Annotated in this window: 22 protein-coding genes; 7 read left to right on the top strand and 15 right to left on the bottom strand. The window is 64.0% G+C overall.

Annotated features, from left to right (window positions below):
• The first annotated feature begins 64 nt into the window (after nt 1-64).
• A complete protein-coding gene (locus tag ACEN42_RS03095; protein WP_371880594.1) occupies nt 65-454 on the top strand; it encodes a hypothetical protein in 390 nt (129 codons plus the stop codon).
• An 85-nt stretch (nt 455-539) separates the two neighbouring features.
• Here ACEN42_RS03095 and gap read toward each other — a convergent pair whose 3' ends face one another.
• Together gap and tkt are read right to left on the bottom strand one after the other, a co-directional pair.
• The gene (gene gap, locus ACEN42_RS03090) at nt 540-1,550 is read right to left on the bottom strand and encodes a type I glyceraldehyde-3-phosphate dehydrogenase (protein ID WP_035507658.1); all 1,011 of its coding nucleotides are present in this window, start codon (nt 1,548-1,550) and stop codon (nt 540-542) included.
• Nucleotides 1,551-1,598: 48 nt separating this feature from the next.
• Nucleotides 1,599-3,611 (bottom strand): transketolase, encoded by a 2,013-nt coding sequence (gene tkt, locus ACEN42_RS03085; RefSeq protein ID WP_371881055.1) that lies wholly within the window; start codon nt 3,609-3,611, stop codon nt 1,599-1,601.
• 494 nt (nt 3,612-4,105) lie between these two features.
• On the opposite strand from tkt, the gene ACEN42_RS03080 reads away from it, so the two are divergent.
• Both ACEN42_RS03080 and ACEN42_RS03075 read left to right on the top strand, forming a co-directional pair.
• Nucleotides 4,106-4,519: a glyoxalase/bleomycin resistance/extradiol dioxygenase family protein gene (locus ACEN42_RS03080; protein WP_187606051.1), complete on the top strand. Its 414-nt coding sequence runs from the start codon at nt 4,106-4,108 to the stop codon at nt 4,517-4,519.
• A 63-nt stretch (nt 4,520-4,582) separates the two neighbouring features.
• Nucleotides 4,583-5,320 carry a 16S rRNA (uracil(1498)-N(3))-methyltransferase gene (locus ACEN42_RS03075; protein WP_371880593.1) on the top strand — a complete coding sequence of 246 codons (738 nt, stop codon included), beginning with the start codon at nt 4,583-4,585 and terminating at the stop codon, nt 5,318-5,320.
• A gap of 103 nt (nt 5,321-5,423) precedes the next feature.
• On the opposite strand, the gene ACEN42_RS03070 is transcribed toward ACEN42_RS03075, so the two are convergent.
• The 3 genes from ACEN42_RS03070 to ACEN42_RS03060 form a co-directional block, all read right to left on the bottom strand.
• A complete protein-coding gene (locus tag ACEN42_RS03070; protein WP_187606053.1) occupies nt 5,424-5,987 on the bottom strand; it encodes a barstar family protein in 564 nt (187 codons plus the stop codon).
• 16 nt (nt 5,988-6,003) lie between these two features.
• Nucleotides 6,004-6,486 (bottom strand): ribonuclease, encoded by a 483-nt coding sequence (locus ACEN42_RS03065; protein WP_238288601.1) that lies wholly within the window; start codon nt 6,484-6,486, stop codon nt 6,004-6,006.
• 422 nt (nt 6,487-6,908) lie between these two features.
• Nucleotides 6,909-9,203, bottom strand: a complete 2,295-nt coding sequence (locus ACEN42_RS03060) for an NADP-dependent malic enzyme (RefSeq protein WP_187606055.1) — start codon at nt 9,201-9,203, stop codon at nt 6,909-6,911.
• Nucleotides 9,204-9,457: 254 nt separating this feature from the next.
• Between ACEN42_RS03060 and thiL the strand changes: the two genes are divergently transcribed.
• Genes thiL through ACEN42_RS03040 form a run of 4 tightly spaced genes read left to right on the top strand, consistent with a single transcriptional unit; the run spans nt 9,458 to nt 14,858 of the window.
• On the top strand, nt 9,458-10,465 hold the full coding sequence (gene thiL, locus ACEN42_RS03055; RefSeq protein ID WP_371880592.1) for a thiamine-phosphate kinase: 1,008 nt from the start codon (nt 9,458-9,460) through the stop codon (nt 10,463-10,465).
• Nucleotides 10,455-11,000 (top strand): phosphatidylglycerophosphatase A, encoded by a 546-nt coding sequence (locus ACEN42_RS03050; protein WP_187606057.1) that lies wholly within the window; start codon nt 10,455-10,457, stop codon nt 10,998-11,000. Before thiL ends, ACEN42_RS03050 begins: the two co-directional genes overlap by 11 nt.
• Nucleotides 11,001-11,026: 26 nt before the next feature.
• Nucleotides 11,027-11,527 carry a CinA family protein gene (locus tag ACEN42_RS03045; RefSeq protein ID WP_187606058.1) on the top strand — a complete coding sequence of 167 codons (501 nt, stop codon included), beginning with the start codon at nt 11,027-11,029 and terminating at the stop codon, nt 11,525-11,527.
• 37 nt (nt 11,528-11,564) lie between these two features.
• Nucleotides 11,565-14,858, top strand: a complete 3,294-nt coding sequence (locus ACEN42_RS03040; protein WP_371881054.1) for an SNF2-related protein — start codon at nt 11,565-11,567, stop codon at nt 14,856-14,858.
• A gap of 8 nt (nt 14,859-14,866) precedes the next feature.
• On the opposite strand, the gene pyrF is transcribed toward ACEN42_RS03040, so the two are convergent.
• From pyrF to ACEN42_RS02990, 10 genes are all read right to left on the bottom strand, one after another.
• Nucleotides 14,867-15,679: an orotidine-5'-phosphate decarboxylase gene (gene pyrF, locus ACEN42_RS03035; protein ID WP_371880591.1), complete on the bottom strand. Its 813-nt coding sequence runs from the start codon at nt 15,677-15,679 to the stop codon at nt 14,867-14,869.
• Between the two features lie 66 nt (nt 15,680-15,745).
• A complete protein-coding gene (locus ACEN42_RS03030) occupies nt 15,746-16,849 on the bottom strand; it encodes an aldose 1-epimerase (RefSeq protein ID WP_371880590.1) in 1,104 nt (367 codons plus the stop codon).
• Nucleotides 16,850-16,938: 89 nt separating this feature from the next.
• The gene (locus ACEN42_RS03025; protein WP_371880589.1) at nt 16,939-17,826 is read right to left on the bottom strand and encodes an SMP-30/gluconolactonase/LRE family protein; all 888 of its coding nucleotides are present in this window, start codon (nt 17,824-17,826) and stop codon (nt 16,939-16,941) included.
• Nucleotides 17,817-18,605, bottom strand: a complete 789-nt coding sequence (locus ACEN42_RS03020) for an SDR family NAD(P)-dependent oxidoreductase (RefSeq protein ID WP_371880588.1) — start codon at nt 18,603-18,605, stop codon at nt 17,817-17,819. Before ACEN42_RS03020 ends, ACEN42_RS03025 begins: the two co-directional genes overlap by 10 nt.
• A gap of 157 nt (nt 18,606-18,762) precedes the next feature.
• Entirely contained in the window at nt 18,763-19,908 is a 1,146-nt protein-coding gene (locus ACEN42_RS03015) for an IS481 family transposase (RefSeq protein ID WP_371880587.1), read from the bottom strand.
• A 649-nt stretch (nt 19,909-20,557) separates the two neighbouring features.
• Nucleotides 20,558-21,574, bottom strand: a complete 1,017-nt coding sequence (araH, locus tag ACEN42_RS03010; protein ID WP_187606063.1) for an L-arabinose ABC transporter permease AraH — start codon at nt 21,572-21,574, stop codon at nt 20,558-20,560.
• 18 nt (nt 21,575-21,592) lie between these two features.
• Nucleotides 21,593-23,107: an L-arabinose ABC transporter ATP-binding protein AraG gene (gene araG, locus ACEN42_RS03005; protein ID WP_371880586.1), complete on the bottom strand. Its 1,515-nt coding sequence runs from the start codon at nt 23,105-23,107 to the stop codon at nt 21,593-21,595.
• Nucleotides 23,108-23,164: 57 nt separating this feature from the next.
• On the bottom strand, nt 23,165-24,172 hold the full coding sequence (locus tag ACEN42_RS03000) for an arabinose ABC transporter substrate-binding protein (protein WP_035507702.1): 1,008 nt from the start codon (nt 24,170-24,172) through the stop codon (nt 23,165-23,167).
• Nucleotides 24,173-24,293: 121 nt separating this feature from the next.
• Nucleotides 24,294-25,073, bottom strand: coding sequence for an SDR family oxidoreductase (locus tag ACEN42_RS02995; protein ID WP_371880585.1), 780 nt, complete (start codon nt 25,071-25,073; stop codon nt 24,294-24,296).
• Complete coding sequence (locus tag ACEN42_RS02990; protein ID WP_371880584.1) at nt 25,070-25,747, bottom strand: 2-dehydro-3-deoxy-6-phosphogalactonate aldolase; 678 nt, start codon at nt 25,745-25,747, stop codon at nt 25,070-25,072. The genes ACEN42_RS02995 and ACEN42_RS02990 overlap by 4 nt, the downstream gene beginning before the upstream one ends.
• Between the last annotated feature and the right edge of the window lie 9 nt (nt 25,748-25,756).

Below are 25,756 nucleotides of genomic sequence, written 5' to 3'. Positions count from 1 at the left end.
TGATGGAGGTTTCTATCCGCTTGCGCTGCCCTGCAATTGGCGAACATCAAGAGGAGCAGCGTCGATGGACATGCAACAACTCGTTTCAGAATTTCTATCTTCAGAGCACGGCGCGCAGGCCACACAAGCGCTGACCGACCAGGGCTTCAGCCCAGAAGACAGCCAGCAAATGCTCGGCACGGCTGCGGAAACCGCACATGCGCACGCCGAAGAGCAGAGTCAGGGCTTGCTCGGCGATCATCCCGGCAAGAGCTTTTTCGCCGCGTTCGCCGCAGGGCTCGTGCGAGGCGACGGCTTTCTGAAATCGATGGAAGAAGGCGGCGAAGGCGTACTCACGGGGCGCATCGCCGAATCGATCGCGGCGCGCATGGGAATCGATCCCGGCACGGCATCGAGGGTTGCGGCAGCGGCGACGCCTTACGTCGTGTCGTTCCTGCGAGAGAAGCTCGCCTGAAGCAGTCACGCAGACCGAAGCACCAAAAACAAAGCCGCTCCGAGGAGCGGCTTTGTCGTTTCAGCGGGCTGAAACTTACCTGGCCTTACTTGGCGTTGGCAAGCGCGACAGCCGTATCCAGCATGCGGTTCGAGAAGCCCCACTCGTTGTCGTACCAGCTCGACACCTTCACGAGACGGCCCGAGACCTTCGTGAGCGTGGAGTCGAACGTCGACGAAGCCGGGTTGTGGTTGTAGTCGATCGATACGAGCGGCGCATCGTTGTAGCCGAGCACGCCCTTCAGCGCGCCTTCCGACGCTTCCTTCATGATCTTGTTGACTTCCTCGACCGTCGTGTCGCGCGCGGCGATGAACGACAGATCGACCACCGACACGTTGATCGTCGGAACGCGGATCGCGTAGCCATCCAGCTTGCCGTTCAGTTCCGGCAGCACGAGGCCGACCGCGGAAGCCGCGCCCGTCTTCGTCGGAATCTGGCTATGCGTGGCCGAGCGCGCGCGGCGCAGGTCTTCGTGATACACGTCCGTCAGAACCTGATCGTTCGTGTAGGCGTGGATCGTGGTCATCAGGCCATTCACCAGACCGATCTTGTCGTTCAGCGGCTTGACGAGCGGCGCGAGGCAGTTCGTCGTGCACGATGCGTTCGAGATGACCGTATCGGACGCCTTCAGCACGTTGTGGTTCACGCCGTACACGATGGTCGCGTCCACATCCTTGCCGCCCGGCGCCGAGATGATGACCTTCTTCGCGCCGCCCTTGATGTGCGCGCTCGCCTTTTCCTTCGTCGTGAAGAAGCCCGTGCACTCCATCACCACGTCGACCTTCAGCTCGCCCCACGGCAGTTCGGCCGGGTTGCGGTTCGCCAGCACGCGGATCTTGTCGCCATTGACGACGAGGTAATCGCCGTCCACCGACACTTCGCCCGGGAACTTGCCGTGCGCCGTGTCGTATTGCGTCAGGTGCGCGTTGGTCTTGGCATCGCCCAAGTCGTTGATGGCGACGATCTCGATGTCATGCTTCTTGCCGTTCTCATAGAGGGCGCGCAGCGTGTTGCGGCCGATACGGCCGTAGCCGTTGATTGCAACGCGAATCGTCATGGTCTATCTCCTTGGCTTAAAAAAACCTTGCTTCGCTGAGATCAATGCTTACGCGGCGAGAACGGCCTTTGCCGTCTTGACCACGTTCTCCACCGTGAAGCCGAAATGTTTGAACAGCGCACCCGCCGGGGCCGACTCGCCGAACGTGTCGATGCCGACCACGCCACCTTCGAGGCCCACGTACTTGCGCCAGAAATCCGTCACGCCCGCCTCGATCGCCACGCGCGCCACGCCCTTCGGCAGCACGCGCTCGCGGTATTCGGCGTCCTGCTTGTCGAAGACGTTCGTGCAGGGCATCGATACGATGCGCGCGCCGATGCCTTCCTTCGCCAGCGCCTCGACCGCTTCCATCGCGAGCTGCACTTCCGAGCCGGTCGCGATGAGGATGATCTTGCGCGCGGGGATATCGTCGTTCCAGTCGCGCAGCACGTAGCCGCCCTTCGCGATGTTGGCGATCTGAATATCGTTGCGCGTCGAGAATTGCAGATTCTGGCGGCTGAAGATCAGCGTCGACGGACCGTGATGCGCGATTGCATGCGTCCACGCGACAGCCGTTTCGACGGTATCGGCCGGGCGCCACGTCTGCAGATTCGGGATCAGGCGCAGGCTGGACACGTGCTCGATCGACTGGTGCGTCGGACCGTCTTCGCCGAGGCCGATGGAATCGTGCGTGTACACGAAGATCGAGCGCGACTTCATCAGCGCGGCGACGCGCAGCGCGTTGCGGCTGTAGTCCGAGAACGTCAGGAACGTGCCGCCGAACGGACGATAGCCGCCATGCAGCGCGATGCCGTTGATGGCCGCACTCATACCGAACTCGCGCACGCCGTAATTGATGTGATTGCCCCACTGGATGCCCGAAGGATTCGCGTTTTCCGCGTCTCCTGCGGCACGCACCGCTTTGGAAGCCTTCCAGTTGGTGAGGTTCGAGCCGGTCAGGTCGGCCGAGCCGCCGAGCAGTTCCGGCAGCGCCGCAGCCAGCCCTTCGATCGTGTTCTGCGACGCCTTGCGAGTCGCGATCGTCTCGCCCTTCTGGTTCGCATCCTCGATGATCTTCGCGGCCGCTTCCGCCCAGTTCGCCGGCAGCTCACCGGTCATGCGGCGCGCGAATTCGGCGCCTTCGCCGGCGTACTTCGCCTTGTATGCGTCGAATGCCTTGTTCCACTCGGCTTCGGCGTGCGTGCCTTGTTCCTTCGCGTCCCACGCCGCATACACTTCCTGCGGAATTTCGAACGGACCATAGTTCCAGCCGATGGCCGCGCGCGTCGCCGCGATTTCCTTGTCGCCGAGCGGCGCGCCGTGCGCGTCGTGGCCGCCCGCCTTCGTCGGCGCGCCCTTGCCGATGACCGTGCGGCAGCAGATCAAGGTCGGCTTGTCCGACTTCTTTGCGGCGGCGATGGCGGCATCGACCGCATCGACGTTGTGGCCGTCCACCGCGCGGATCACGTTCCAGCCGTAGGCTTCGAAGCGCTTCGGCGTGTCGTCGTGGAACCAGTGCTCGACGTGGCCGTCGATCGAGATGCCGTTGTCGTCGTAAAGGGCGATCAGCTTGTTCAGCTTGAGCGTGCCCGCGAGCGAGCAGGCTTCGTGCGAGATGCCTTCCATCAGGCAGCCGTCGCCGAGGAACACGTACGTGTAATGGTCGACGATCTTCGCGTCAGCCTTGTTGAATTCAGCGGCGAGCAGCGCTTCGGCGAGCGCCATGCCGACCGCATTGCCGACGCCCTGGCCGAGCGGGCCCGTGGTCGTCTCGACGCCGGCCGTGATGCCGTATTCCGGATGGCCCGGCGTCTTCGAATGCAACTGGCGGAAGTTCTTCAGTTCGCTCATCGGCAGGTCGTAGCCGGTGAGGTGCAGGAGCGAATACAGCAGCATCGAACCGTGACCGTTCGACAGAACGAAACGGTCGCGATCGAACCAGTGCGGGTTCGTCGGGTTGTGCTTCAGATGGCGCGACCACAGCGCGACGCCGATTTCGGCCATGCCCATCGGCATGCCGGGGTGACCGGAATTGGCTTGTTGAACGGCGTCCATGGCGAGCGCGCGGATTGCGTTGGCCATGAGGGCGGTCTGGCTGGAGGTCGGGAGCGTCATGTCGAGTCTGGGCAGGTCCTGAAATGATCCGCGGTGCTTCTCTGGCAGTACTTCTCACTCGAGCCGGACCCGCAGGACACAACGTTTTCAGGACCGGAACGACGAGAAACGACGAGGATCGGGAGGCCGTCATTCTAACAGACCGGTCCGATTGACACGCGCCTGTAAGGCGCGAGTCCGGTGCGGCCGGACGTCCCGGCGCGCTGGCATGTTCCGTGCAAAACACCGTCGGCGATTTGCGGGAACCGCTGCGCGTCGCGTGCGTCGCAAGCGAAACCACAGTGTCACGACATCGTGACAACGCGTGACATTACACGGTAACGCGCGCCGCCAACGGACGTTCATCCGGCGAAATCCGTCCGGCGCGCCGACTTTTTGCAAGTTGCCTGCCGCTCCATTGTTCGTACGGCTTCATGGCAAAATGTTTCCCATGTGCAGCAAGGCTTCAAGGAGTGCTTTCGATGACCGACCCTCGCCCCGCCGACGTGCCCTGGCTGACTCCGTATCTCACCGTGCGCGACGCACGCCTGAGCATCGCGTTCTACGAGAAGGCGCTCGGCTTCGCGGTGCGCGACAGCGTGAACGACGACGGCACTGTCATCCATGTCGAGATGACGTATCGCGGGCAGTTGATCGTGATGTTCGCGCCCGAAGGCGCATACGGTTCGCAGGCGCGCACGCCAAAGAGCTCGGGGCAGATGGCGCCGCAGTCGTTCTATCTTTATGTCGATGACGTCGACGCGACTTTTCAGCAGGCGCTCGCCGTCGGCGCGAAGCCGCTCATCGAGCCGCAGGATCAGTTCTGGGGCGACCGTTTCGCCCAGATCGAAGACCCGGACGGCTATCGCTGGGCGATCGCGCGCCATCTGCGCTGAAGCGCCGCGTCGCCGGCAGGCGTCACCACTATCCGCGGACAGAACGTTCGCGATCGACCATTCATGCCACGTTTTCATGTCGACGGTCCGCTCTTCGTGGGCCAAACCCTCTCTCTTCCCGATGACGTCGTGCGTCACGTGCAGGTGCTGCGCCTGCAAACCGGCGATCCCGTCACGCTCTTCGACGGACGCGGCGGTGAATATCGCGGCGAGCTGATCGATATCGCGAAGCGCGCCGCGACCGCGCGCATCGACGAACACAGCGATCGCGAAGCCGAGCCGCCGTATCGCCTGACGCTCGCGCAGGGTGTCGCAGGCGGCGACAAGATGGACTGGCTCATCGAGAAGGCGGTGGAACTGGGCGTGGCGACCATCGCGCCGATCACCGCCGAACGCGGTGTCGTGCGCCTATCCGGCGAACGCGCGCTCAAGCGCCAGGCTCACTGGCAGGCGCTTACGCGCGCGGCATGCGAGCAGTGCGGACGCAACCGCGTGCCCGATGTCGCGCCGCCACGCGATCTCCACGCCTGGCTCGCCGATCTCCCCGCCGCCATCGATGGCGAACTGCGCCTGCTGCTCTCGCCGCGCGCCGACGTGAGCTTCGCCTCGCTGTCGGCCGATGCGCCGCGCGGCCCCGTCACGTTACTGATCGGACCGGAAGCGGGTTTCTCGCCCGGTGAAGAAAGCGCGATCATCGATGCGGGATTCTCCGCGCTCGGACTCGGCCCGCGCGTGCTGCGCACTGAAACGGCGGGCATCGCGGTGCTCGCGGCGCTGGCCGCGCGTTGGGGCGGATGGTGATCCGCCCGGCGCACACAAACGAAAACAGCCCGATGGACGCGCGTCGCCGCGTCCATCGGGCTGTTGCTTGTCTCGACCGGCGCGTTCGCGCCGGCCGCGCTGATCAGACGAACGAGTAGAAAACGCGGAAAGCCACTTTCCTTTCGGCCCAGAATTCCGCCGCGTCGCGGAAGACGTCGAGCAGGACTTCGCGGCCTTCCTTATCGAACTTCTGCGCGATAGGCAGTTGTTCGAGCACGATCACGAAACCCGGTTGCGAGCCCGCCTTGTGGACGAGATCGGTGAGCGAATCGTAGAGCGCGTCGTAGTTCTTGCCAAAGTGCTTCGGAAACAGAAACGACGTGGCGATGGTCTCCAGCACTTCCTGCTTGCTCTGCGCCTGCCCGAGATACGCGTAGAGGAAATGCTGGCCGAGGCGGTTCGCCTCGTCCGCGAGATCCTGCACGCGGAACGCGCGAATCGACTGAACGATATTCGGCCTCACCGTGGCGAACATCGTTTCCGGATCCTCGTGCGGATGGCCCTCCTCAGGCCTTGTCTCGTCGTCCGGTCTGTTGTCGTGTTCTGTCATGCGTAGCCGCAGTACTCGCTGAAACAGGTTGCCATCGCCGGTGGCGAAAAGATCACTCGCGACGCTGTGGTCGTGCGCGTAGATGTTGTCGCTCATGCCGTAAATCCTGTAGTTAATCCGCAATCCGTTTGAAAGTGGCGTAGTGGTCGTCTGTGTAGTAGCAGTCATCGACCTGCTTCTTCGGGCCGCCGCACACGATCCGGCGCGCGCCGCGATCCCTCGCGCGAGGCGTGGGAACCGTGTATTCGTGGTAGTAGCCGCGTGGATGCCGCGGAAGCAAACGCTCGCGATTGCCGAACACGACGCCGTCCTTCTCGTAAGGGAATGGGCCACCCGTTTCGATCAGCCGCAAGGTCGCGACCGCCTGCCTCGGCAACTGCGCAATCTGGACGGTGGCCAGTCCGTCACGCTTGCGCTCGCCGGTCGCGTCCGGTTGCCGTACCTGCGCCTCCCGGACCGGCTCTGCCGGCGAAACCGGCGCCGTACTCGTGGACGCAACCGGTTCCTGACCGCCGCTTCGAGGTTCATCCTTGCCGCACGCTCCCAGAAGGACGCTCAGAGCGACGAAAAAGGAGAGTCCTCGCGCGCGTGTCACCAAACGGCTGCCCTCCCGTTGCACCAGAATCCGGCGACCATGAAAGATGTAAGGGTATCGCTAATGACAGGGCGAAGCAACGTTGGGCGGAAAATCGGAATTTTTTTCTCAGTTTGGCGGAAGCCTGCCATTTCCGGTCGACCTGCCATTCGACAATTTAGCCCAATTCTGAGAGATTTTTATCTTAAACAGGATAATACTTTGTTCGTGGGATCTTGAAGCCTCTGGATGAGCCGCCTCACTCATCGCCAGCTTCACGGCATTGCGCTCCGCCGACGATCCCGCGTTTCGCGGGTTAAAGCAGATACCCCCTTTTGCTTTTTCTCGGGCGTGCCGTGGACACACGGCACGCTTCTTTTTCGCCCAGACAAAAAAACGCGGCGGGCAAGCCCGCCGCGTTTCATCTCTTACCCAAGCTCCGATCAGCGCGCCGCCGACGCATCCGCCACCAGCAACGCCGTCATATTGACGATCCGCCGCACGGTCGCCGACGACGTCAGCACGTGAACCGGCTTCGCCGCGCCGAGCAGGATCGGCCCGATCGCGATGCCGCTTCCCGCCGCCGTCTTCAGCAGGTTGTACGAGATATTCGCCGCGTCGATGTTCGGCAGGATCAGCAGGTTCGCGTCGCCTTCGAGCGTCGATTCGGGCAGCACTTCCTTACGCAGACGCGCATCGAGCGCGACGTCGCCGTGCATTTCGCCGTCCACATCGAGATCGGGCGCGCGCTCCTTCAGGATCGCGAGCACGTCGCGCATCTTCTGCGCGGTCGGCGCGTTGCTCGTGCCGAAGTTCGAATGCGACAACAGCGCGATCTTCGGCACGATGCCGAAGCGCTTCACTTCTTCCGCCGCAAGCATCGTGATTTCGGCGAGCTGCTCGGGCGTCGGATCGACGTTCACGTGCGTGTCGACCAGGAAAATCTGGCGGCCCGGCAACACCAGCGCGTTCATCGCCGCGTAGACCTTCGCGCCTTCCTTCTTGCCGATGACCTGATCGATGAAGTGCAGATGACGATGCGTCGTGCTCACCGTGCCGCAGATCATGCCGTCGGCTTCGCCCTTTTGCACCAGCATCGCGCCGATGAGCGTCGTGCGGCGGCGCATTTCGAGCTTCGCCATCTGCTGGCTGATGCCCTTTCGCGCCATCATCTTCGCGTACGACTGCCAGAAGTCGCGATAACGCTCGTCGTGATCCGTATCGACGACCGAGAAATCGACGCCCGGCGCAAGACGCAGCCCGAACTTCTGGATGCGCTGCTCGATGACCGCCGGCCGGCCGATGAGTATCGGCTTGGCGATCTTTTCATCGACGGCGATCTGCACCGCGCGCAGCACGCGCTCCTCCTCGCCTTCCGCGAACACGATGCGCTTCTTCTCCGACTCCACGCTGCGCGCGAGCTGGAACACGGGCTTCATCGTCGTGCCGCTGTGATAGACGAACTGCTGCAGATGCTGCTCGTAGGCTTCCATGTCCTCGATGGGACGCGTCGCCACGCCGCAATCCATCGCGGCCTTCGCCACCGCCGGCGCGATCTTCACGATGAGGCGCGGATCGAAAGGCTTCGGAATCAGATATTCCGGACCGAACGACAAATCCTGAATGCCGTAAGCCGTCGCGACGATATCGCTCTGCTCCTGCCGCGCGAGTTCCGCGATCGCGTTCACCGCCGCGATTTCCATTTCCTTCGTGATCACAGTCGCGCCGACATCGAGCGCGCCGCGGAAAATGAACGGGAAGCACAGAACGTTGTTGACCTGGTTCGGATAATCCGTGCGGCCGGTGGCCAGCACCGCGTCCGGACGCACTTCGAGCGCGAGTTCAGGCAGGATTTCCGGCGTCGGATTGGCGAGCGCGAGAATCAGCGGCTTCGCGGCCATCTGCTTGACCATGTCCTGCTTGAGCACGCCGCCAGCCGAGAGACCGAGGAACACGTCGGCGCCTTCCATCACTTCGGCGAGCGTGCGCGCGCTGGTTTCGCGGGCGAACAGTTCCTTGTCCGGGTCCATGAGCTCGGCACGGCCCTTGTAGACCACGCCGGCAAGGTCGGTCACGTAGATGTTCTCGCGCTTCATGCCGAGATCGACGAGCAGATTCAGGCACGCCAGCGCCGCCGCGCCCGCGCCCGAGGCGACGAGCTTCACTTCGCCGATGTTCTTGCCGACCACCTTCAGACCATTGGTGACCGCCGCCGCGACGACGATCGCGGTGCCGTGCTGGTCGTCGTGGAACACGGGAATCTTCATGCGCTTGCGGCATTCCCGCTCGACGATGAAGCAGTCCGGCGCCTTGATGTCTTCCAGATTGATGCCGCCGAAGGTCGGTTCGAGCGCGGCGATCACATCGACGAGCTTGTGCGGATCGCTTTCGTTCAGCTCGATATCGAACACGTCGATGCCCGCGAACTTCTTGAAGAGCACGGCTTTGCCTTCCATCACCGGCTTCGACGCGAGCGGCCCGATGTTGCCGAGACCCAGCACGGCCGTGCCGTTCGACACGACGCCCACGAGGTTGCTGCGCGCGGTGAACCGCGCGGCGTTCAGCGGATCTTCAACGATCGCTTCACACGCGAACGCGACGCCCGGCGAATAGGCCAGCGCGAGGTCGCGCTGGTTGATCATCTGCTTGGTGGGCGCGATCGCGATCTTTCCGGGGACCGGGAATTCGTGATAGTCGAGTGCAGCTTCGCGCAACTTGGTATTGGCGTCAGTCGTCATAAGGCGGGCTAGCAGTGCGGGATTTAGAATGGAAGTTCGAACGCATTGTAGCGCCATTCAGAGACGGTTTCGGACCGCGCTCCATGCATTTCGGCTACAAGTGCCATGACCGGAAAAGGTCTGATCGCCTCGCGGGGCAAGGCTCGCGGCACATCGTTCGATTTTTTCGAGATGCAGGACGAAGGCTTTCGGGCTTTCCTGCACGTCCTGCGCTTTTCTCTTGCAGCGCACAAAAAACCTATTCATCGCCGACGATGCTCTCCGAGTTTTCACTGATCGACCGATTCTTCGCACGCCGCGCGACGGCGCCCTCGCCACGTCATGACGACGAGGCCGCGACGCCGCTCGGCATCGGCGACGACTGCGCGCTCATCGCGCCGCCCGCCGGCCATCAGCTCGCCATTTCGACGGACATGCTGGTCGAAGGCCGCCACTTCTTTGCCGATGTCGATCCATACGCGCTCGGCCACAAGGCGCTCGCGGTGAATCTGTCGGACCTCGCCGCGATGGGCGCGAAGCCGCACGCATTCACGCTCGCGCTCGCGTTGCCGCGCGCCGATGAAGCATGGCTCGAAGCGTTCAGCAACGGCCTCTTCGCGCTCGCGGAGCGGCACGACTGCGCGCTCATCGGCGGCGATACGACGAGCGGTCCGCTCAACCTCTGCATCACCGTGTTCGGCGACGTGCCGCATGGCGCGGCATTGCGCCGCGACGCCGCACGGCCCGGCGACGACATCTGGGTGTCGGGCACATTGGGCGATGCGCGCGCGGGACTCGGCGCGATTCGCGGCGAATGGCGCGCGCCCGATGACGACGCCGCCGCGGACTGGAAGCGCGCGCTGGAGCGGCCCGAGCCGCGCGTGGCGCTGGGCCTCGCGTTGCGCGGCGTGGCGCACGCGGCGCTCGATATCTCCGATGGCCTCGCCGGCGATCTCATGCACATCCTGAAGCGCTCGGGCGTTCGCGCCGTCGTCGATGCCGATGCCGTGCCGTGCTCGGACGCCGTGCGCGCGCTGCCCGACGCCGCGCGCCGCGCCTGCACGCTCGCGGGCGGCGACGACTACGAGCTCTGCTTCACCGCGCCCGTCGATGCGCGCGACGCGCTCGCGAATATCGCGACGAGCGTGAAAGTGCCGCTGACCCGCATCGGTACAATCGAATCATCCGGTGCGCCGGGTATCGCGTCTATCGCCTGGCGCGATGCCTCGGGCGCCCCGCTCTCTCTGACGTTGCAAGGCTTCGATCATTTTCATGCAGACTGACCCGACACTCGCGGGCGAATCGAACGATTCGCGCAACCCGCCGCGCGCCGCGCCGCGCAAGGCGAGCGCGCGCTTCATGCTCACCCATCCGCTTCATATTCTTTCGCTCGGCTTCGGCAGCGGCCTGTCTCCCATCGCGCCCGGAACGGTCGGCACGCTGTTCGCGTGGGTGTCGTTCGTCGTGTTCAATCCGCATCTGACGGTCGCCGAGTGGGGCGCGCTGATCGTCGCCGGTTTCATCGCCGGATGCTGGTTCACCGGCTTCACCGCGAAGAAGATGGGTATCGCGGACCCGTCGCCGGTGGTGTGGGATGAGATCGTCGCGTTCTGGCTTGTGCTGCTGCTCGTCACGCCCGCGACCTTCACCGGTCAGTTGTGGGCGTTCATCGTGTTCCGTTTCTTCGACATGGTGAAGCCGCCGCCCATCCGCTATTTCGACCGCCATTTGAAAGGCGGTTTCGGCATCATGTTCGATGACCTCGTCGCGGCGTTCTTTACGCTGCTCGTGATCGCGCTCTGGCGCATGACCGCCTGATATTTCAATTTTTCGAGAAGACCGCCATGCCAACCGACACCGTCGTTCACCAACTTGCGATTCGCGTCGGCAACAAGCTGCGCGACGAACGGCTGATGCTCGCCACCGCCGAGTCGTGCACGGGCGGCATGGTCGCGACCGCCATCACCGATATTTCCGGCAGCAGCGCGTGGTTCGAGCGCGGCTTCGTCACCTATTCGAATCTCGCGAAGGTCGAGATGATCGGCGTGCCGGCCGCGTTGATCGAGCAGCACGGCGCGGTGAGCGAGCCCGTCGCGAAAGCGATGGCCGAAGGCGCGCTGCGCAACAGCCGCGCGCAGGTGTCGGTCGCGATCACCGGCGTCGCGGGTCCGGCGGGAGGAAGCGAAGCGAAGCCGGTGGGCACGGTGTCGTTCGCGTGGAGCAACCGGCTGGACACCGGCGTCGAAACGCAACTGTTCAAGGGCGATCGCGAACAGGTGCGCGCGCAGGCGGCGGCGCATGCGCTGCGCAAGCTGCTGGAGTTTCTGGATCGGAACGAACGGTGAAACGCAGCGACATCGCATGACAGAATCAAACAGCGAGATGGCCGATCCGGCCACATACACCAGAGATCAGGTGGCCCGCTGGATGGGCCCGAAGACCATCGGCAAGGCGCTCGGCTACGTCCGCGATGTCGGCGATATCGTCTTGATGGGGAACGTCCTGCAAGCGGAAGTACAGGGGACGCAACCGGAGCCGTACCAGGTAGAGATCGAATTGAGGAAGAGCCGGCCGTACGGCTACTGCTCCTGCCCGGTCGGATACGAGTGCAAGCATATCGCGGCGACGTTGCTCGCCTGGCTGGAGCGAAAGGAAGCCGCTGAGCGAAGCGGCTTGAGCCCGGGCGTCGAGCGGTGGCTGTCGGGCGTTCGCGCCAAGGTCGAGGCGACGCGGCTGGCGCAGGCGAAAGCGGCGCGGCCCGCAACCGGCGCGGTGTATCAGATTGTCTACGCGCTCGTGCCGTCCCTGCGCGGTAGCTTCGGTTTCGAACTGGTGACGCTCAAGGCGCGGCTCAACGTCAATGGTGAGATTCGCGCGACAGAAAGCTGGTACCCGAACTATGCCGCCTGGAAAAGCCCGCCGAAATTCGTGAACGCGGAAGACGAAGCGATCATTCGTGCGCTCAGAACCGAGCGCGGCTTTTCGAGCAACTGCTACGAACTACTCGGCAAGCGCGGCGCGGTGGTCTGGCAGATGATGCTCGCAACGGGCCGTCTCTACTTCGAGTCGAACGCGAATGCCCTGCAGTTGAAACAGCCCTTGCGCGAAGGCGCGCGCCGCCGCGGGACCGTCGAATGGATTCCGCGCCACGACGACATGATTTTCGCGGCGCTCGAAACCGAGCCGGAAGGCGGCATCGTGCTGCCGACCGAACCGCCGTGGTATTTCGACGGCATCGCGAAGGAAAGCGGACTCGTCGAAACGCAGATTCCCGATGAACTGCTCGCCGACTATCTGGCGATGCCGATGCTGACGCTCGAGGAAGCGAACATCGTGCGCGCGACGCTCGCCGAATTCGCGCCTGAGCTGCCCGCGCCGCCCGGCGACGGCGACACGGGAACCCGCATGATCGACGTCGCGCCGGTGCCCGTGCTCACGCTCGACACGCTTCTGCTCGACGCGCCTCGCAGGCTGAATACGCCGCCGGCGGAACTCGACATCGCCCGACTGGATTTCGACTACGACGGCATCACGATTTCAGCGCACAGTTCCGAGACGATCCTGCGGCTGCCGGACGGCCAGCGCGTTCGCCTCGCGCGCCGGGACGATTTCGAGAACGCGTGCTGGAATCGTCTGGCCAAGGCTGGGCTGAAGTCCATTGGTGGCGTGCAAGACCTTCACGACGATTCGCCCGACGCCGGCGGCTTCATCATGCCCGCGCGCGACGCATGGACTGCGTTCATCGCGGAACAGTTGCCTGCAATGCGCAAGGCGGGCTGGCGCGTCGTCATCGTGCCAAATTCGCGTTTCGATGTCGTCGAGATCGACGAGATCGAGGCGGCCGCGCGCGCCGCCGAGAACGGCTGGTTCGATCTCGAACTGGGCATCATGGTCGAGGCGGAACGCGTTCGGCTCGAACCGCTTCTCGCGGAACTCTTCGCCCGCGACCGCCGCTGGCTCGGCGGCGCGATCGACAAGATCGACGATGCGCACGCCGTCGAATTCCGCACGCATGCGGGCAGGCGCTTCAGCGTGCGCGCCGCGCGGATCAAGCCGCTCGTGCGCGCGCTGATCGATCTGTTCGACCGCGCCGACTTCAACGCGGATACGCCGCTGCGTATCTCGGCGCTCGAAGCCGGCCGTCTCACCGACGCCGATGAAAAAGTGCGCTGGCAATTCGACGGCGATACATCGATGGTCGGACTCGTGCAACGGCTGCGCAAAGCCGCTGGCCCGCGCCGGATCGACGTGCCGCGCGGCCTGCAAGCGACGCTGCGCGATTATCAGCGCGAGGGCGTCGACTGGATGCAGTTCCTGCGCGAGCACGAACTCGCCGGCGTGCTCGCCGACGACATGGGCCTCGGCAAGACGGTGCAGACGCTCGCGCACATCCTCGTCGAAAAGGAAGCCGGTCGGCTTACGCAGCCGGCGCTCATCGTCGTCCCGACCACGCTCGTCAACAACTGGCAGGAAGAAGCACGGCGTTTCGCGCCCGGACTCAAGGTGCTCGATCTGCACGGGCCGCAGCGGCACGAACGGTTCGCGAGCATCGCGGAGCACGATCTCATCGTCACGACGTATCCGCTCGTCTGGCGCGATCACGAGGCGCTGTCCGCGCACGACTATCACCTGTTGATACTCGACGAAGCGCAGTACGTGAAGAACGCTTCGAGCAAGGCGGCGGGCGTGATCCGCACATTGCGCGCGCGGCATCGCCTGTGTCTTACCGGCACGCCGCTCGAAAATCATCTGGGCGAGCTCTGGTCGCAATTCGATTTCCTGCTGCCCGGTTTTCTCGGCACGCAAAAGGACTTCGCGGCTCGCTGGCGCAAACCGATCGAGAAGTACAACGACCCGACGCGCCGCGACCTGCTCGCGCGCCGGATTCGCCCATTCGTGCTTCGTCGCCGCAAGGACGATGTCGCCACCGAACTGCCGCTGAAGACCACGATCGTGCGCAGCGTCGAACTGGAGGGCGCGCAGCGCGATCTCTATGAAACCGTGCGCGCGGCGATGCAGAAGAAAGTGCGGGACGCCATCGAGAAGCAGGGTTTCGCGCGCAGCCATATCCTGATGCTCGACGCGCTCCTGAAGCTGCGGCAAGTGTGCTGCGATCCGTCGCTCGTCAAGCTGCCGGGCGCGAAGAAGACGCAGGAATCGGCCAAGCTCGCGCTTTTGCTCGAGATGCTGCCGAATCTCATCGAGGAAGGCCGGCGCGTGCTCGTGTTCTCGCAATTCACGGGCATGCTCGCGATCATCGCCACGGCGCTCGATGAAGCCGGGCTCACGTACGTCACGCTGACCGGCGAGACCGCCGATCGCAAGACGCCCGTGCAGCGCTTTCAGGCGGGCGAGGCGCCGATTTTCCTGATCAGCCTGAAGGCAGGCGGCGTCGGACTGAACCTGACCGCCGCCGATACCGTGATCCACTACGATCCGTGGTGGAATCCTGCCGCCGAGAATCAGGCGACGGATCGCGCGCATCGCATCGGGCAGGACAAGCCGGTGTTCGTGTACAAGCTCGTCGCGACCGGCAGCATCGAAGAAAAGATATTGTCGATGCAGGAACGCAAGGCAGCGCTCGCGGCGGGCATCCTGTCCGAGGACGCGCGCGCCGTGGAGAAGTTCTCAGCCGAGGACATCGACGCGCTGCTCGCGCCGATTCCCGATGCCTGAACCGGCGCTCAGCGGTAGGCGTTGATCGTGTCGCGTGTCTTCTTCGCCGCTTCGGCGGCGGCTTGCGCGTAGTCGTCGTCCTTGCCCGCGTAGATGATCGCGCGCGACGAGTTGATCAGCATGCCCGCGCCGCTCGCGGTGCGGCCCGCGCGCACGGTCGCTTCGACATCGCCGCCTTGCGCGCCGATGCCCGGAATCAGCAAGGGCATATCGCCGACGATCCCGCGCACCGTTTCGATTTCCTTCGGAAACGTCGCGCCGACGACCAGCCCGAGCTGGCCGCTCGCGTTCCACTTTTCCGCCGCGAGCGTCGCGACGACCTGATACAGCGGCTTGCCATCGGTGGTGAGGAATTGAAGATCCGAGCCGCCCGGATTCGACGTGCGGCACAGCACGATCACGCCGCGGCCTTCATGCGCGAGATACGGCTCGATCGAATCGAAGCCCATGTACGGATTGACCGTCACGGCATCCGCGTCGTAGCGCTCGAACGCTTCCTTCGCGTACTGCTCGGCCGTGCTGCCGATATCGCCGCGCTTCGCATCCAGAATCACCGGAATGCCGGCGTGCTTCTCGTGGATGTGCGCGATCAGCGCTTCGAGCTGATCTTCCGCGCGATGCGCCGCGAAGTACGCGATCTGCGGCTTGAACGACGACGCATACGGCGCAGTCGCATCGACGATGGTCTTGCAGAACTCGAAGATCGCGTCGGCGCGTCCGTTCAGGGCGCCGGGAAATTTGGCGGGTTCCGGGTCGAGGCCGACGCAAAGAAGCGATTGCGTCCGCGACCACGCGGCGTTGAGGGTCTGGATGAAGGACATGGCGGGATTTTGTTGAACGTCGATGCCACGCATTTTAACGTGCGCGGCATCGCTTCCCTTTTGCGATCAGCGCGCAGCGTCCCGCGCCCGCGCCTTCGCTCCGGCTCGCGTGCGCGGCCTCGAGCGCCGCGCCGCTTCCCCGGTGCGCTCGACGGTGAACCGAAACTCGCGCGACAGCCGCTCGCCCGGTTCGAGCACGGTCATCCCGTGCGCTTCGCCGCCGCCGGGCAGATTCACCGCGTTGATCGGATGATCGACCGGCTCGAAGCAGAAAAAGCTCTCGCCGGGCGGCGCATACAGCACGTAGTAATCGGTGTCCGCGGCGATCGTGAGCGACAGGCGGCGCTTCGGCCACAGCACGCTCGTGCGGCCGCTCCAGCCGGTGAACGCGTTGTTGACCATCTCCGACGGCATCGGATACGCGACGCCGAATTGCCACGCGGGCGGCGCGGGCACGTGGCGCACCGGCAGCCAGTCGTCGCCGCAGAGCCACACGCCGCCTGCCGCCGCGGACAACTCCGTGTCCGCCTCGCGCATCAGGAACGGATGCAGCCCGAGGCCGAACGGCAGCGCTTCGTCGCCGGTATTTTCCACGTCGAGCGTCACGGCGAGCGTGGCTTCGTCGAGCGTGTAAGTCTGCGAGGCGCGAAAGGCATACGGCTTGCCGTCGCTGCGATCGAGCGTGAGACGCACGCGCGCGGACGTTTCCTCCGCGACCTCCCACGCGCCGAGCCAGCCATCGCCATGTAACGGCAGCGGTTCGCCGGCGCGGTTGCACGGCACGTCGATCGATCGTCCTGAAAACTGAAAGTGCCCATTGCCGATACGGTTCGAGTACGGCAGAAGCGGATAGCACGCGAGCTGATTCGGGTCCGTGTCCGGACCGGGATCGACGCACGGCCGGAAGATCGGCACCAGCGTGCCCTGATGGCGCCAGTCGAAACGCGTGATCCCGCCGCCGAGCGACGGCGCGAGTTCGAGCCGCAGATGCGCGTTGGCGAGCGTGATGCAGCCATCGACATCGCGGCCGCCCATTGCGACCATCGCGGTGCCGGGGCCGGGGCGGATCGGTGGTTCGGTTGCGGCGGCGAGCCTCGAACGCCGCGCGTTCGCCTGTGCCTTGGACTTCGATGCAGGATTCGGTCTTTGCTCTGTGCGCGCAACAGCCATGACTCGTGCTCCATCGAGAGGCGAAGAACCCGGCGTCGCCGGGGTGTGCCGGGCGGCGCGTCGGTCGCGCGCCGCCTCGCTATTTTTCGTTACGCCTTGCCTGCAAATACTGCTTCGGCGATGCCACGCGCGCCGGGTGTCGCGACGAACACGCCGCCTGCGTGCGCATCGCTTTTCAGCGCGTCATCGGCGAGTCCGATGCGCGCGCTCGTGATGAACAGCGTGCCGAAGTCCGCGCCGCCGAACGCGGCGCAACTCGGCTGCGCGGTCGGCACATCGATGCGCGCGGTCTCGCGGCCATCGGGTCCATAGCGCACGACGCGCGCGCCGCCCCACTGCGCGTTCCACAGGCCGCCATCGGCATCGACGATCGAGCCATCGGGCACGCCCGTGGCATCCGTCAGCTCGACGAACACGCGATCGTTGGCGAACGTCGGATAGTCGCAGACGCGGATCTGGCGCGTCGGCGAATCGCAGTAGTACATCGTCGCGCCGTCGGGCGAAAAGCCGATGCTGTTCGAAATCGCGCAATTGCCGAGCGGCAGGCGCTCCAGCGACAGATCCCGGTTCAGCCGATAAAACCCGCCGATCGCCTGCGCATCGTCGATATCGTGCTTCGTGCCGAACACGAAGCGCCCTTCGCGGTCGCAGCGGCCATCGTTGAGACGCGTCGGCAGATCGGCTTCGACTTCCATGATGGTGTCGATGTTACCCGTCGCGATCTCGTAGAACGCGAGCCGCGACGCGAGGCCGAGGAGCAGAAAACGCGTATCGGCGCAGGGCGTGAAGCAGCCGAGCCGCTCGGGCATCGCGAACGATTCGCTCGCGCCGTCGCGCGGATCGTAGCGCCACAGCTTCTCGCCTTCGATATCGGTCCACCAGAACGTGTCGCTCGCGGCGCACCATGTGGCGCCTTCGCCGAGCGAGCATTGGCTGTCGATCAGAAGCTGCGCGCGAGTCGAGTTCATCAGGCCCATCCTCCGTCGACGACGATGTCTTGCGCCGTCATCATGCTGCTGTCGTCCGAAGCGAGGAAGAGCGCTGCGCGCGCGAGATGCACGGGCAGCAGTTCCCCGCCGATGCACTGGCCCTGCTTGATCGCTTCCTTGCCGGCCTCGTCGAGCCACAGACGCTTTTGCTTCTCGGTCATCACCCAGCCCGGCACGAGCGTATTCACGCGGATGCCGAACTTGCCGAGATCGCGCGCGAGGCCGCGCGTCATGCCCTGCACCGCCGATTTCGACGTCGTGTAGACGGGAAAGTTGCCTTGCTTGAGCATCCAGCTGATCGAGCCGAGATTGATGATGGAGCCGCCGCCCAGGCGCTTCATGTCTTCGATCACGGCCTGAGCCGCGAAGAACTGATGGCGGATGTTGACCGCGATGGCTGCATCGTACGATTCGGGCGTGACGTCCTCGATAGCATGGCGCTTGTCGTTGGCGGCGTTGTTGACGAGCACGCCGATTGGGCCGAATGCTGCGCGGACGTCTGCGATGCCTTTTCTCAATGCGTCGATGTCGGTGAGGTCGACGCGTAGGAACATCGGGCGGGTCTGGTTTGGTGTCAGGGCTGCGCCCAGACGGTCGGCCAGCGCTTCGCCCGCGTCAGTGTCGATGTCGAAGAAGGCGACTTTCGCGCCCTGATCGAAGAAATGTTCGACGAAGCCCTCGCCGATGCCGGTTGCGCCGCCCGTTATCAGGACTGTTTTGCCTTCCAGGCTTGGGTATCTTGCTAATGATTTGTTGATGGGGGGCATGGGGGTTCGTCTCTTTTGCTTGCGCTTCTGTGGTGGAATCCTGCGTTCGTGTCGGTTTATTAGCTCTGCCCCTCCCCGGGGCGGGGGTCACTTTCTTTGCTGCTGTGTATAGACCGGAGACATGGGTAACAGGTGTGTCAGGACATGGGTAACACATTTAGCTCCTTTTGCCGCGTCCCTTCAAGCTGATGGTATCGATTCGTTGATGAGCGAAGTACACGTCGTAGCAGCCGTCGGTTTCGCTACAGGCGCGCAACGCGATGGGCAGCTCAGCCAGCGCACTTGAAACCTTGAAGCATTGCGACTTGAAGCGCACCTCGCCGTTGATGCCCACGCGAAGCACCACGTCTGCGTCGCCGTACTCGATCGGCGGCAGACGCTCCGGATACGCTCGCGGGCTGGGTTGATAGCGCGAGATCGGCGTGGCCATGCCCAGCGCCTGATGCGGGCGCTCGTGGTTGTACATCTGGCGCCACGTATCGAAGGCTTGCTGGATACTCTTCAGGCTCTTGAAGTGTCGACCCGCGAGCAGTTCCGCCTTCAGCGTCCGATGAAACCGTTCGTCTTTACCGTTGGTCTGCGGATGCCCGGGCCGGCTGTACGAAGGTCGGATGCCCAGGCGGATCAGCCAGATCGCCAGCGCAGTCAGTTGTCCGGGTCGCGCAGGGCTGCCCCATGGCGGACCGTTGTCCGCATTGATGCGCAGCGGCAACCCGTAACGGCGAAACACCGCGCGCAAGTGCTCACGCACGACCCGCGTGGGCGTGCTGCCACACGCATCGAGCGCCAGATCGAAGCGCGAATGATCGTCCAGCACCGTGAACGGCAAGCAGCGTCGTCCACTGTCGAGTTCGATATAGCCCTTGAAATCCATCTGCCACAGATCGTTGGGATGCTCGTGTTCAAAGCGCTGCCAGCGCAAGGCCTCGGTGCTGCTCTCAGCGGTGATCAGGCCTTGCCGATGCAGGATGCGCGTCACGGTGCTCGGCGAAGGCGTCTGAGCGCAACCCAGATCGCTCAGGCGCCTGGCAAGCTTGGCCGCCCCCCAGGCGGGATGCGCTTGACGCAGTTCGACCACGCGTGCCTCTACTTCGGCATCGGTACGCGAGGGGCTATGCACGGGCCGTCGGCCCTGATCGGCCAAAGCGGTGTCGCCTTGCTCGAAGCGCCTGATCCACTTGTACCCCGTCTTCGCGCTGATGCCGTACTGGCGACACAAGGCGCGCCGATTGGCCCCTTCTCGGGTGGCGAATTCCACGAATTCAAGCCGCAGTTCCATGATGTCTTTGCTATCCCAGGTCATGATCTACTCCGGACGAACCATTCGTCCGAAGTGTTACCCATGTCCTGGAACAGGTGTTACCCATGTCTCCGGTCCATACACTGCTGCAAAGAAAGTAACCAAAGAAAGCAGCTCGTTTAAGCCCGCGGTCACACGCACGTTGACCATGCTTGCCAGCCCGCGGTGGCCCTCGCCTAAGTGTCGCCCTCGTAGGACTAACTGGGCTTGGCTCGCGCACGGTCTGTCGCCTCGTGCCGCTCCACTGACCGGTTCAGCACCAAATAGCTCCGGCCCGCTACGCGGCCGATGGGTCAATCGGGTTTGCGTGCGCTTCTTCTTCGACGGTTTCCCTTGCATACCCGGCGGCAGCGCGTAGCGCTGTGCCGAAGCTCTTTCGTGCTGAACCAGCGCCGTAAAACACCTAGCTTGTCAGACCGTGCGCGAGCCAAGCCCGGTAAGTCCTTCGAGGGCGACACTTAGGCGAGTGCCACTGCGGGCTGGCACGCGTGGCCAAACTGCGTGTGACCGCGGGCGGTGAGAAGCTGCTTTCTTTGGTTACTTTCTTTGCAGCAGCAAAGAAAGTAACTGCCGCCCCGCACAGGGGCAGTGCTAATAGACCACCGCGAAAGCAAGCTTCCACGAACCCGAAGCACACTAAAACCAAAAACCCTCAATCCCTCGACCCACGATTCTTCAACTGATCGAGCAACACGGCAGCGAGCAAGATCGCCCCCCGCACGAGGTACTGATAGAACGCATCGATATTCAAAAGATTCATGACGTTCTCGACCGTGCCCATAATCAGCACCCCGATCACGACACCCGAAATCGTCGCCCGGCCGCCGAGCAGCGAAACGCCCCCCAGCACGCAAGCCGAAATCACGTTCAGCTCAAAACCCTGAGCAGCATTCGGCTGCCCCGAAGTGATCCGCGAAGCGAGAATGACACCCGCCAGCGCCGTCACCGCGCCCTGAATCAAAAAGATCCAAACCCGCGTGCGCTCGACATTGATACCCGCGAGCCGCGACGCTTCAGGATTCCCGCCGATCGCCAATGTATTACGTCCATACACCGTCTGGTTGAGCAATACGCCAAAAACGATGAAGCACGCAAGCGTCACCCAGATAGGCAGGGAAATCCCGACCATCGACAAACTGCCGAGCGCGATGAACGTATCCGACGAAACACCCACCGCCTGCCCGTGCGACACGATGAACCCGAGCCCGCGCACGATCTCCATCGTCGCCAGCGTGGTGATCAGCGCGTTGATGCGCAGATAGGCGATCACCGCGCCGTTCACGAAGCCGATCACCGCGCCCGCCGCCACCGCCGCGACGATCGCGATCGCGGTGTTGTCGGTCGCGTTGAGCACCATCGCGCAGAGCACGCCGGCGAACGCGATCGTCGAACCGACCGACAAGTCGAAGTCGCGCGACGCGAGACAGAACATCATCGTGCACGCGACCATGCCGATCTGCGAGATCGACAACGCCAGACCGAGCATGTTCTCGATCGAGAAGAAGTGATCGACGGTCAGCGACATCGTCAGGAACATGACGACGAAGATCACAATCAGGCTGTATTCCGTGATCTGTTGCCACCACTTCTGCTTGTCGTTCTTTTGCGGGATCAGCGCGTTCGCGACGGTCTCGGTCGCCTGCCCCACGATGTTTTCTCTTGCTTCCATGATTCGCTCCTCTTGTCCTTACGCCGCTTCGGCGACGCTATCGCTCTGCGGCAGCGCGAGACTCAGCACCGCCTGTTCATTCGCCCTGTCGCGCGGCAGTTCGCCCGCGATCCGCCCCTGCCGCATCACGACGATCCGGTCGGACACGCCGAGCACTTCCGGCAACTCCGACGAAATCATCACGATCGCGCAGCCGCGCTCGGCGAGCTGATAGATCACGTTATAGATTTCATGTTTCGCACCGACGTCGATGCCGCGCGTCGGTTCGTCGAGAATCACGACCTTCAGATCCGGCTCCGCGAGCCAGCGCGAAAGAATCGCCTTCTGCTGATTGCCGCCCGACAAAAAGCGGATGCGCTGCTTGCGGCTCGGCGTCTTGATCTTCAGAAGCTGAATGAAGCGCTCGGCCGTCTGCGCCTCCTTCTTGCGATCGAGAAACAACCCGCCGCGCAGATAGTGACGGCGGCACGAGATGTTGATGTTCTCCGCGACCGTCGCCATCGCGACAATGCCTTCTTCCTTGCGATCCTCCGGACACAGCACGATGCCGTGGCGGATCGCCTCGCCGGTGCTGCGAACCTTGATCGGCTGGCCGTCGAGCGTGATCGTGCCGTCCTTCTTCTTGTCCGCGCCGTAGACGAGATGCATCAGTTCGCTGCGGCCCGCGCCGACCAGACCGAAGAAACCAACGATCTCGCCGCGCTTCACCTCGAAGCTCACGGGCGCGCTCAATGCGTCACCCAGCACGTTCTTCACCCCAAAACGCACCTCGCCCAGCGGCCGCGCGCGATAGTCGTAGATGTCGCTGATTTCGCGGCCGACCATTTCCTGCACGAGCGTTTCGCGCGGCACGTCCGCAAGCGCCAGATGCGACGCGATCTTGCGGCCGTCGCGGAAAATCGTGCACGCGTCGCACAACTCGTAAATCTCGTCCATGCGATGCGAGATGTAAATCAACGCGCGGTTGTCCGCCTTGAGATCGCGCACGAGCTTGAACAGCACTTCCGTCTCGCGATGCGACAGCGAACTCGTTGGTTCATCCAGCGCGATCACGCGCGCGTTGCGCAACAGCGCCTTGCAGATTTCCACCATCTGCCGCTGCGCGATCGACAGCTTGCGCAGCTTCGCGTTCGGATCGAGATCGACGCCCATCGCCGTCAGCCGCTCGCGCACGTGCGCTTTCGCCGCGCGCTTGTCGACCCAGCCGAGCCGGTTCGGCAGCGCGCCGAGCAGCAGGTTCTCGGACACGGTCAGGTCCGGCACGTACTGCAATTCCTGGTGAATCACCGCGATGCCCGACGCGATCGAAGCCGCCGCGCTCGCGAAATGTACTTCGTTGTCGTCGATGAGCACGCGCCCCGAATCGGGCTGATACTCGCCGCCGAGAATCTTGAGCAAGGTCGATTTACCCGCGCCGTTCTCGCCCATCAAGCCGTGAACTTCGCCGGCGTTGACGTCGAACGACACGCCGTCGAGCGCGCGCACGCCTGGAAACACCTTGCCGATATTGTCAAAACGCAGCGTCGCTGACACATCGCCTCCTGGTTTCTTGCGGGCCGCATCGTCGAGACGCGGCCCGCCATTGCACTTTTAGTTCGACGCCAGACCCATTTGCTGGCGGACCGAGGCCACGTTCTCACGCGTAGCCAGCATGCCGGTCGTGAGCGTGAGCGGCGGCGGCGCCTTGCCGTCCTTGATCCACGCGTACATCAGCTCGGACGTCTCTTCGCCGTGGCGCTTCGGGCTGATGATGACGGTGCCGTAGAAGCCCGTCGGATTCGGCTTCTTGAACTCGTTCAACGCCGAGTCCGAACCGCCGATGCCGATGCCGATCATGTTGTCCGCCTTGAAGCCGCGCCCTTCCGCCGCGCGCACGGCGCCGAGCACGCCCTCGTCGTTGAGCGCGTAGGCAACCCAGTGCTTGTACTGCGGGTTCTTCGTGAGCGCGATGTTCGCGGCATTGAACGCGTTCTCGGTGTCGGTCTTCGCCTGCGGCGCGGCGACGATGTTCGCCTTCGGGAAGCCCGCGGCGACGAGCGCATCGGTCGCGCCGCTCGTGCGGTCATGCGCGGTCGGCAGTTGCTCGTAGGTCACGTCGATCGCGCCGACATCCTTCATGTCCCAGCCGCGCTTCTTGATTTCGGCGGCGATGCCGTCGCCGACCTGCTTGCCGATGTTGTAGGCCGAAATGCCCATGTGCGGCACGGCTTCGATCGGCTTGCCCGAACCGTCGACGAGGCGGTCATCGACCGTCATCATCTTGAGCTTGTCGGCCTTCGCCTTCGCGACGATGCCCGGCCCGAGCTTCACATCCGGCGTGCAGATGATGAAGCCCTGCGCCTTTTGCGCGGCGAGGTTGTCGATCGCGCTCATCACCTTTTCACCCGACGGCGCGCCGATCTTCACGAGCGTGAAGCCCTTCTCCTTCGCGGCCATTTCGGCGAATTTCCACTCGTCCTGGAACCACGGTTCTTCCGGCTGCTTCACGAGGAAGCCGATCTTGACGTCGTCGGCGGCCTGCGCGACGGGCGCCGCGATCATGGACGCGCTCGTGGCCGTGGCCGCGGCGATCAGCGTGAGGAACAGTCTGCGTTTCATCTTTTGTCTCCCGACTTTTTCCGTTATCTCAAAGATGCCCGTATGCGGGCGCTACGAAGGTGTGTGGCCGCGTCTTGTTGTCGTGATGTCGCACCGCGGCCAGTGCGTCATTCTTTTGTGCCTAGTCGTGATAGAGAGCGGAGCGCCCGCCATCGACCGTGATGCAGCTCGCGTTGATGAACGGCGCCTCGTCCGATGCGAGGAACACCGCCGTCATCGCGACTTCCTGCGGCTGGCCGATACGCTTCATCGGCTGAAGATCGAGCGTCGCCTGGCGCGCGGCCTTCGGATCGGCTTGCGAATCCCACCAATCCAGCGTCAATTGCGTTTCGATGTAACCCGGCGCGATCGCATTCACGCGCACGTTGTTCGGCGCGTATTCGATGCCGAGCGCGCGCGTCAGTCCGATCACGCCGTGCTTCGCCACCGGATACGGAAAGCAGCCGGGAATGATCTTGAAAGCGTGCGTCGACGCGATATTCACGATGCTGCCGCGCTCGCGAGCGACCATGCCCGGCAGCACCGCGCGGCAGCCGTTCCACACGCCGTCGAGATCGACGGCGAAACAGCGGCGCCAGTCGTCGTCGGTCATCGTGAGCGGATCGCAGAACACGTTGATGCCGGCGTTGTTCACGAGCACGTCGAGCGGTCCCAGCGAAGCTTCGATATGCCCGACGGCCTCTTTCACCTGCGCGCTCTGCGTCACGTCGGTCTGCACCGCGATCACGCGCGCGCCGCTCACTTCCGACGAAATGCGTTCGGCCGTCGCGCGCGCCGTTTCGATATCGAGTTCCGCCAGCGCCACCGACGCGCCCTCGCGCGCGAACGCCAGCGCGATCGCCGCGCCGATGCCGCGTCCCGCGCCCGTGACCATCGTCACTTTGCCGGCGAGCCGGTTCATTTGATTTCGCCTCGCGCTTTCGCGAGTCCGTCGATGAACGCCTTCGCGTGCGACGCGGTCACTTCCGCGCTCTGGCCCGGCTTGTACAGCGCGGAGCCGAGGCCGAAGCCGTTCGCGCCCGCGCTCAAAAACGGGCCCATGTTGTCCGGAGAAATGCCACCGACCGGCACGAGCGGCACTTGCTGCGCGATCACCGCGCGCCATGCCTTCGTCACGGTCGGGCCGAGTTGCTCAGCGGGGAACATCTTCAGCACGTCCGCGCCGTTCTTCAGCGCGAGAAACGCCTCGTTCGGCGTCGCGACACCCGGCGCGCACGCGAGACCTTGCGCCTTCGCGGCGCGCACGACATCGGCGTCGCTGTGCGGCATCACGATGAGTTCGCCGCCGGCGGCTTTCACGCTGTCGACGTAACTCGGATGCAGCACGGTCCCCGCACCGACGATCGCATCGGCGGGCAGCGCCTGACGGATCGCCGCGATGCTGTCGAACGGCTGCGGCGAATTGAGCGGCACTTCGACGATGCGAAAGCCCGCTTCGTACAGCGCGCGGCCCTGATCGGCGGCATCGGCCGGCGTCACGCCACGCAGAATCGCGATCAGCGGGCACGCGGCGAACGCCTTCGCGAGACCGCCGTGCATGCCGTACGGCGCGGGCAAATTGATGGGAGGCTGCATTGTGTCGAC

Origin of the sequence: Caballeronia sp. S22 (assembly GCF_964261745.1) — a bacterium.
In the GTDB taxonomy this organism is placed as follows: Bacteria; Pseudomonadota; Gammaproteobacteria; order Burkholderiales; family Burkholderiaceae; genus Caballeronia; species Caballeronia jiangsuensis.
This window is presented reverse-complemented; position numbering and strand designations above follow the sequence as displayed.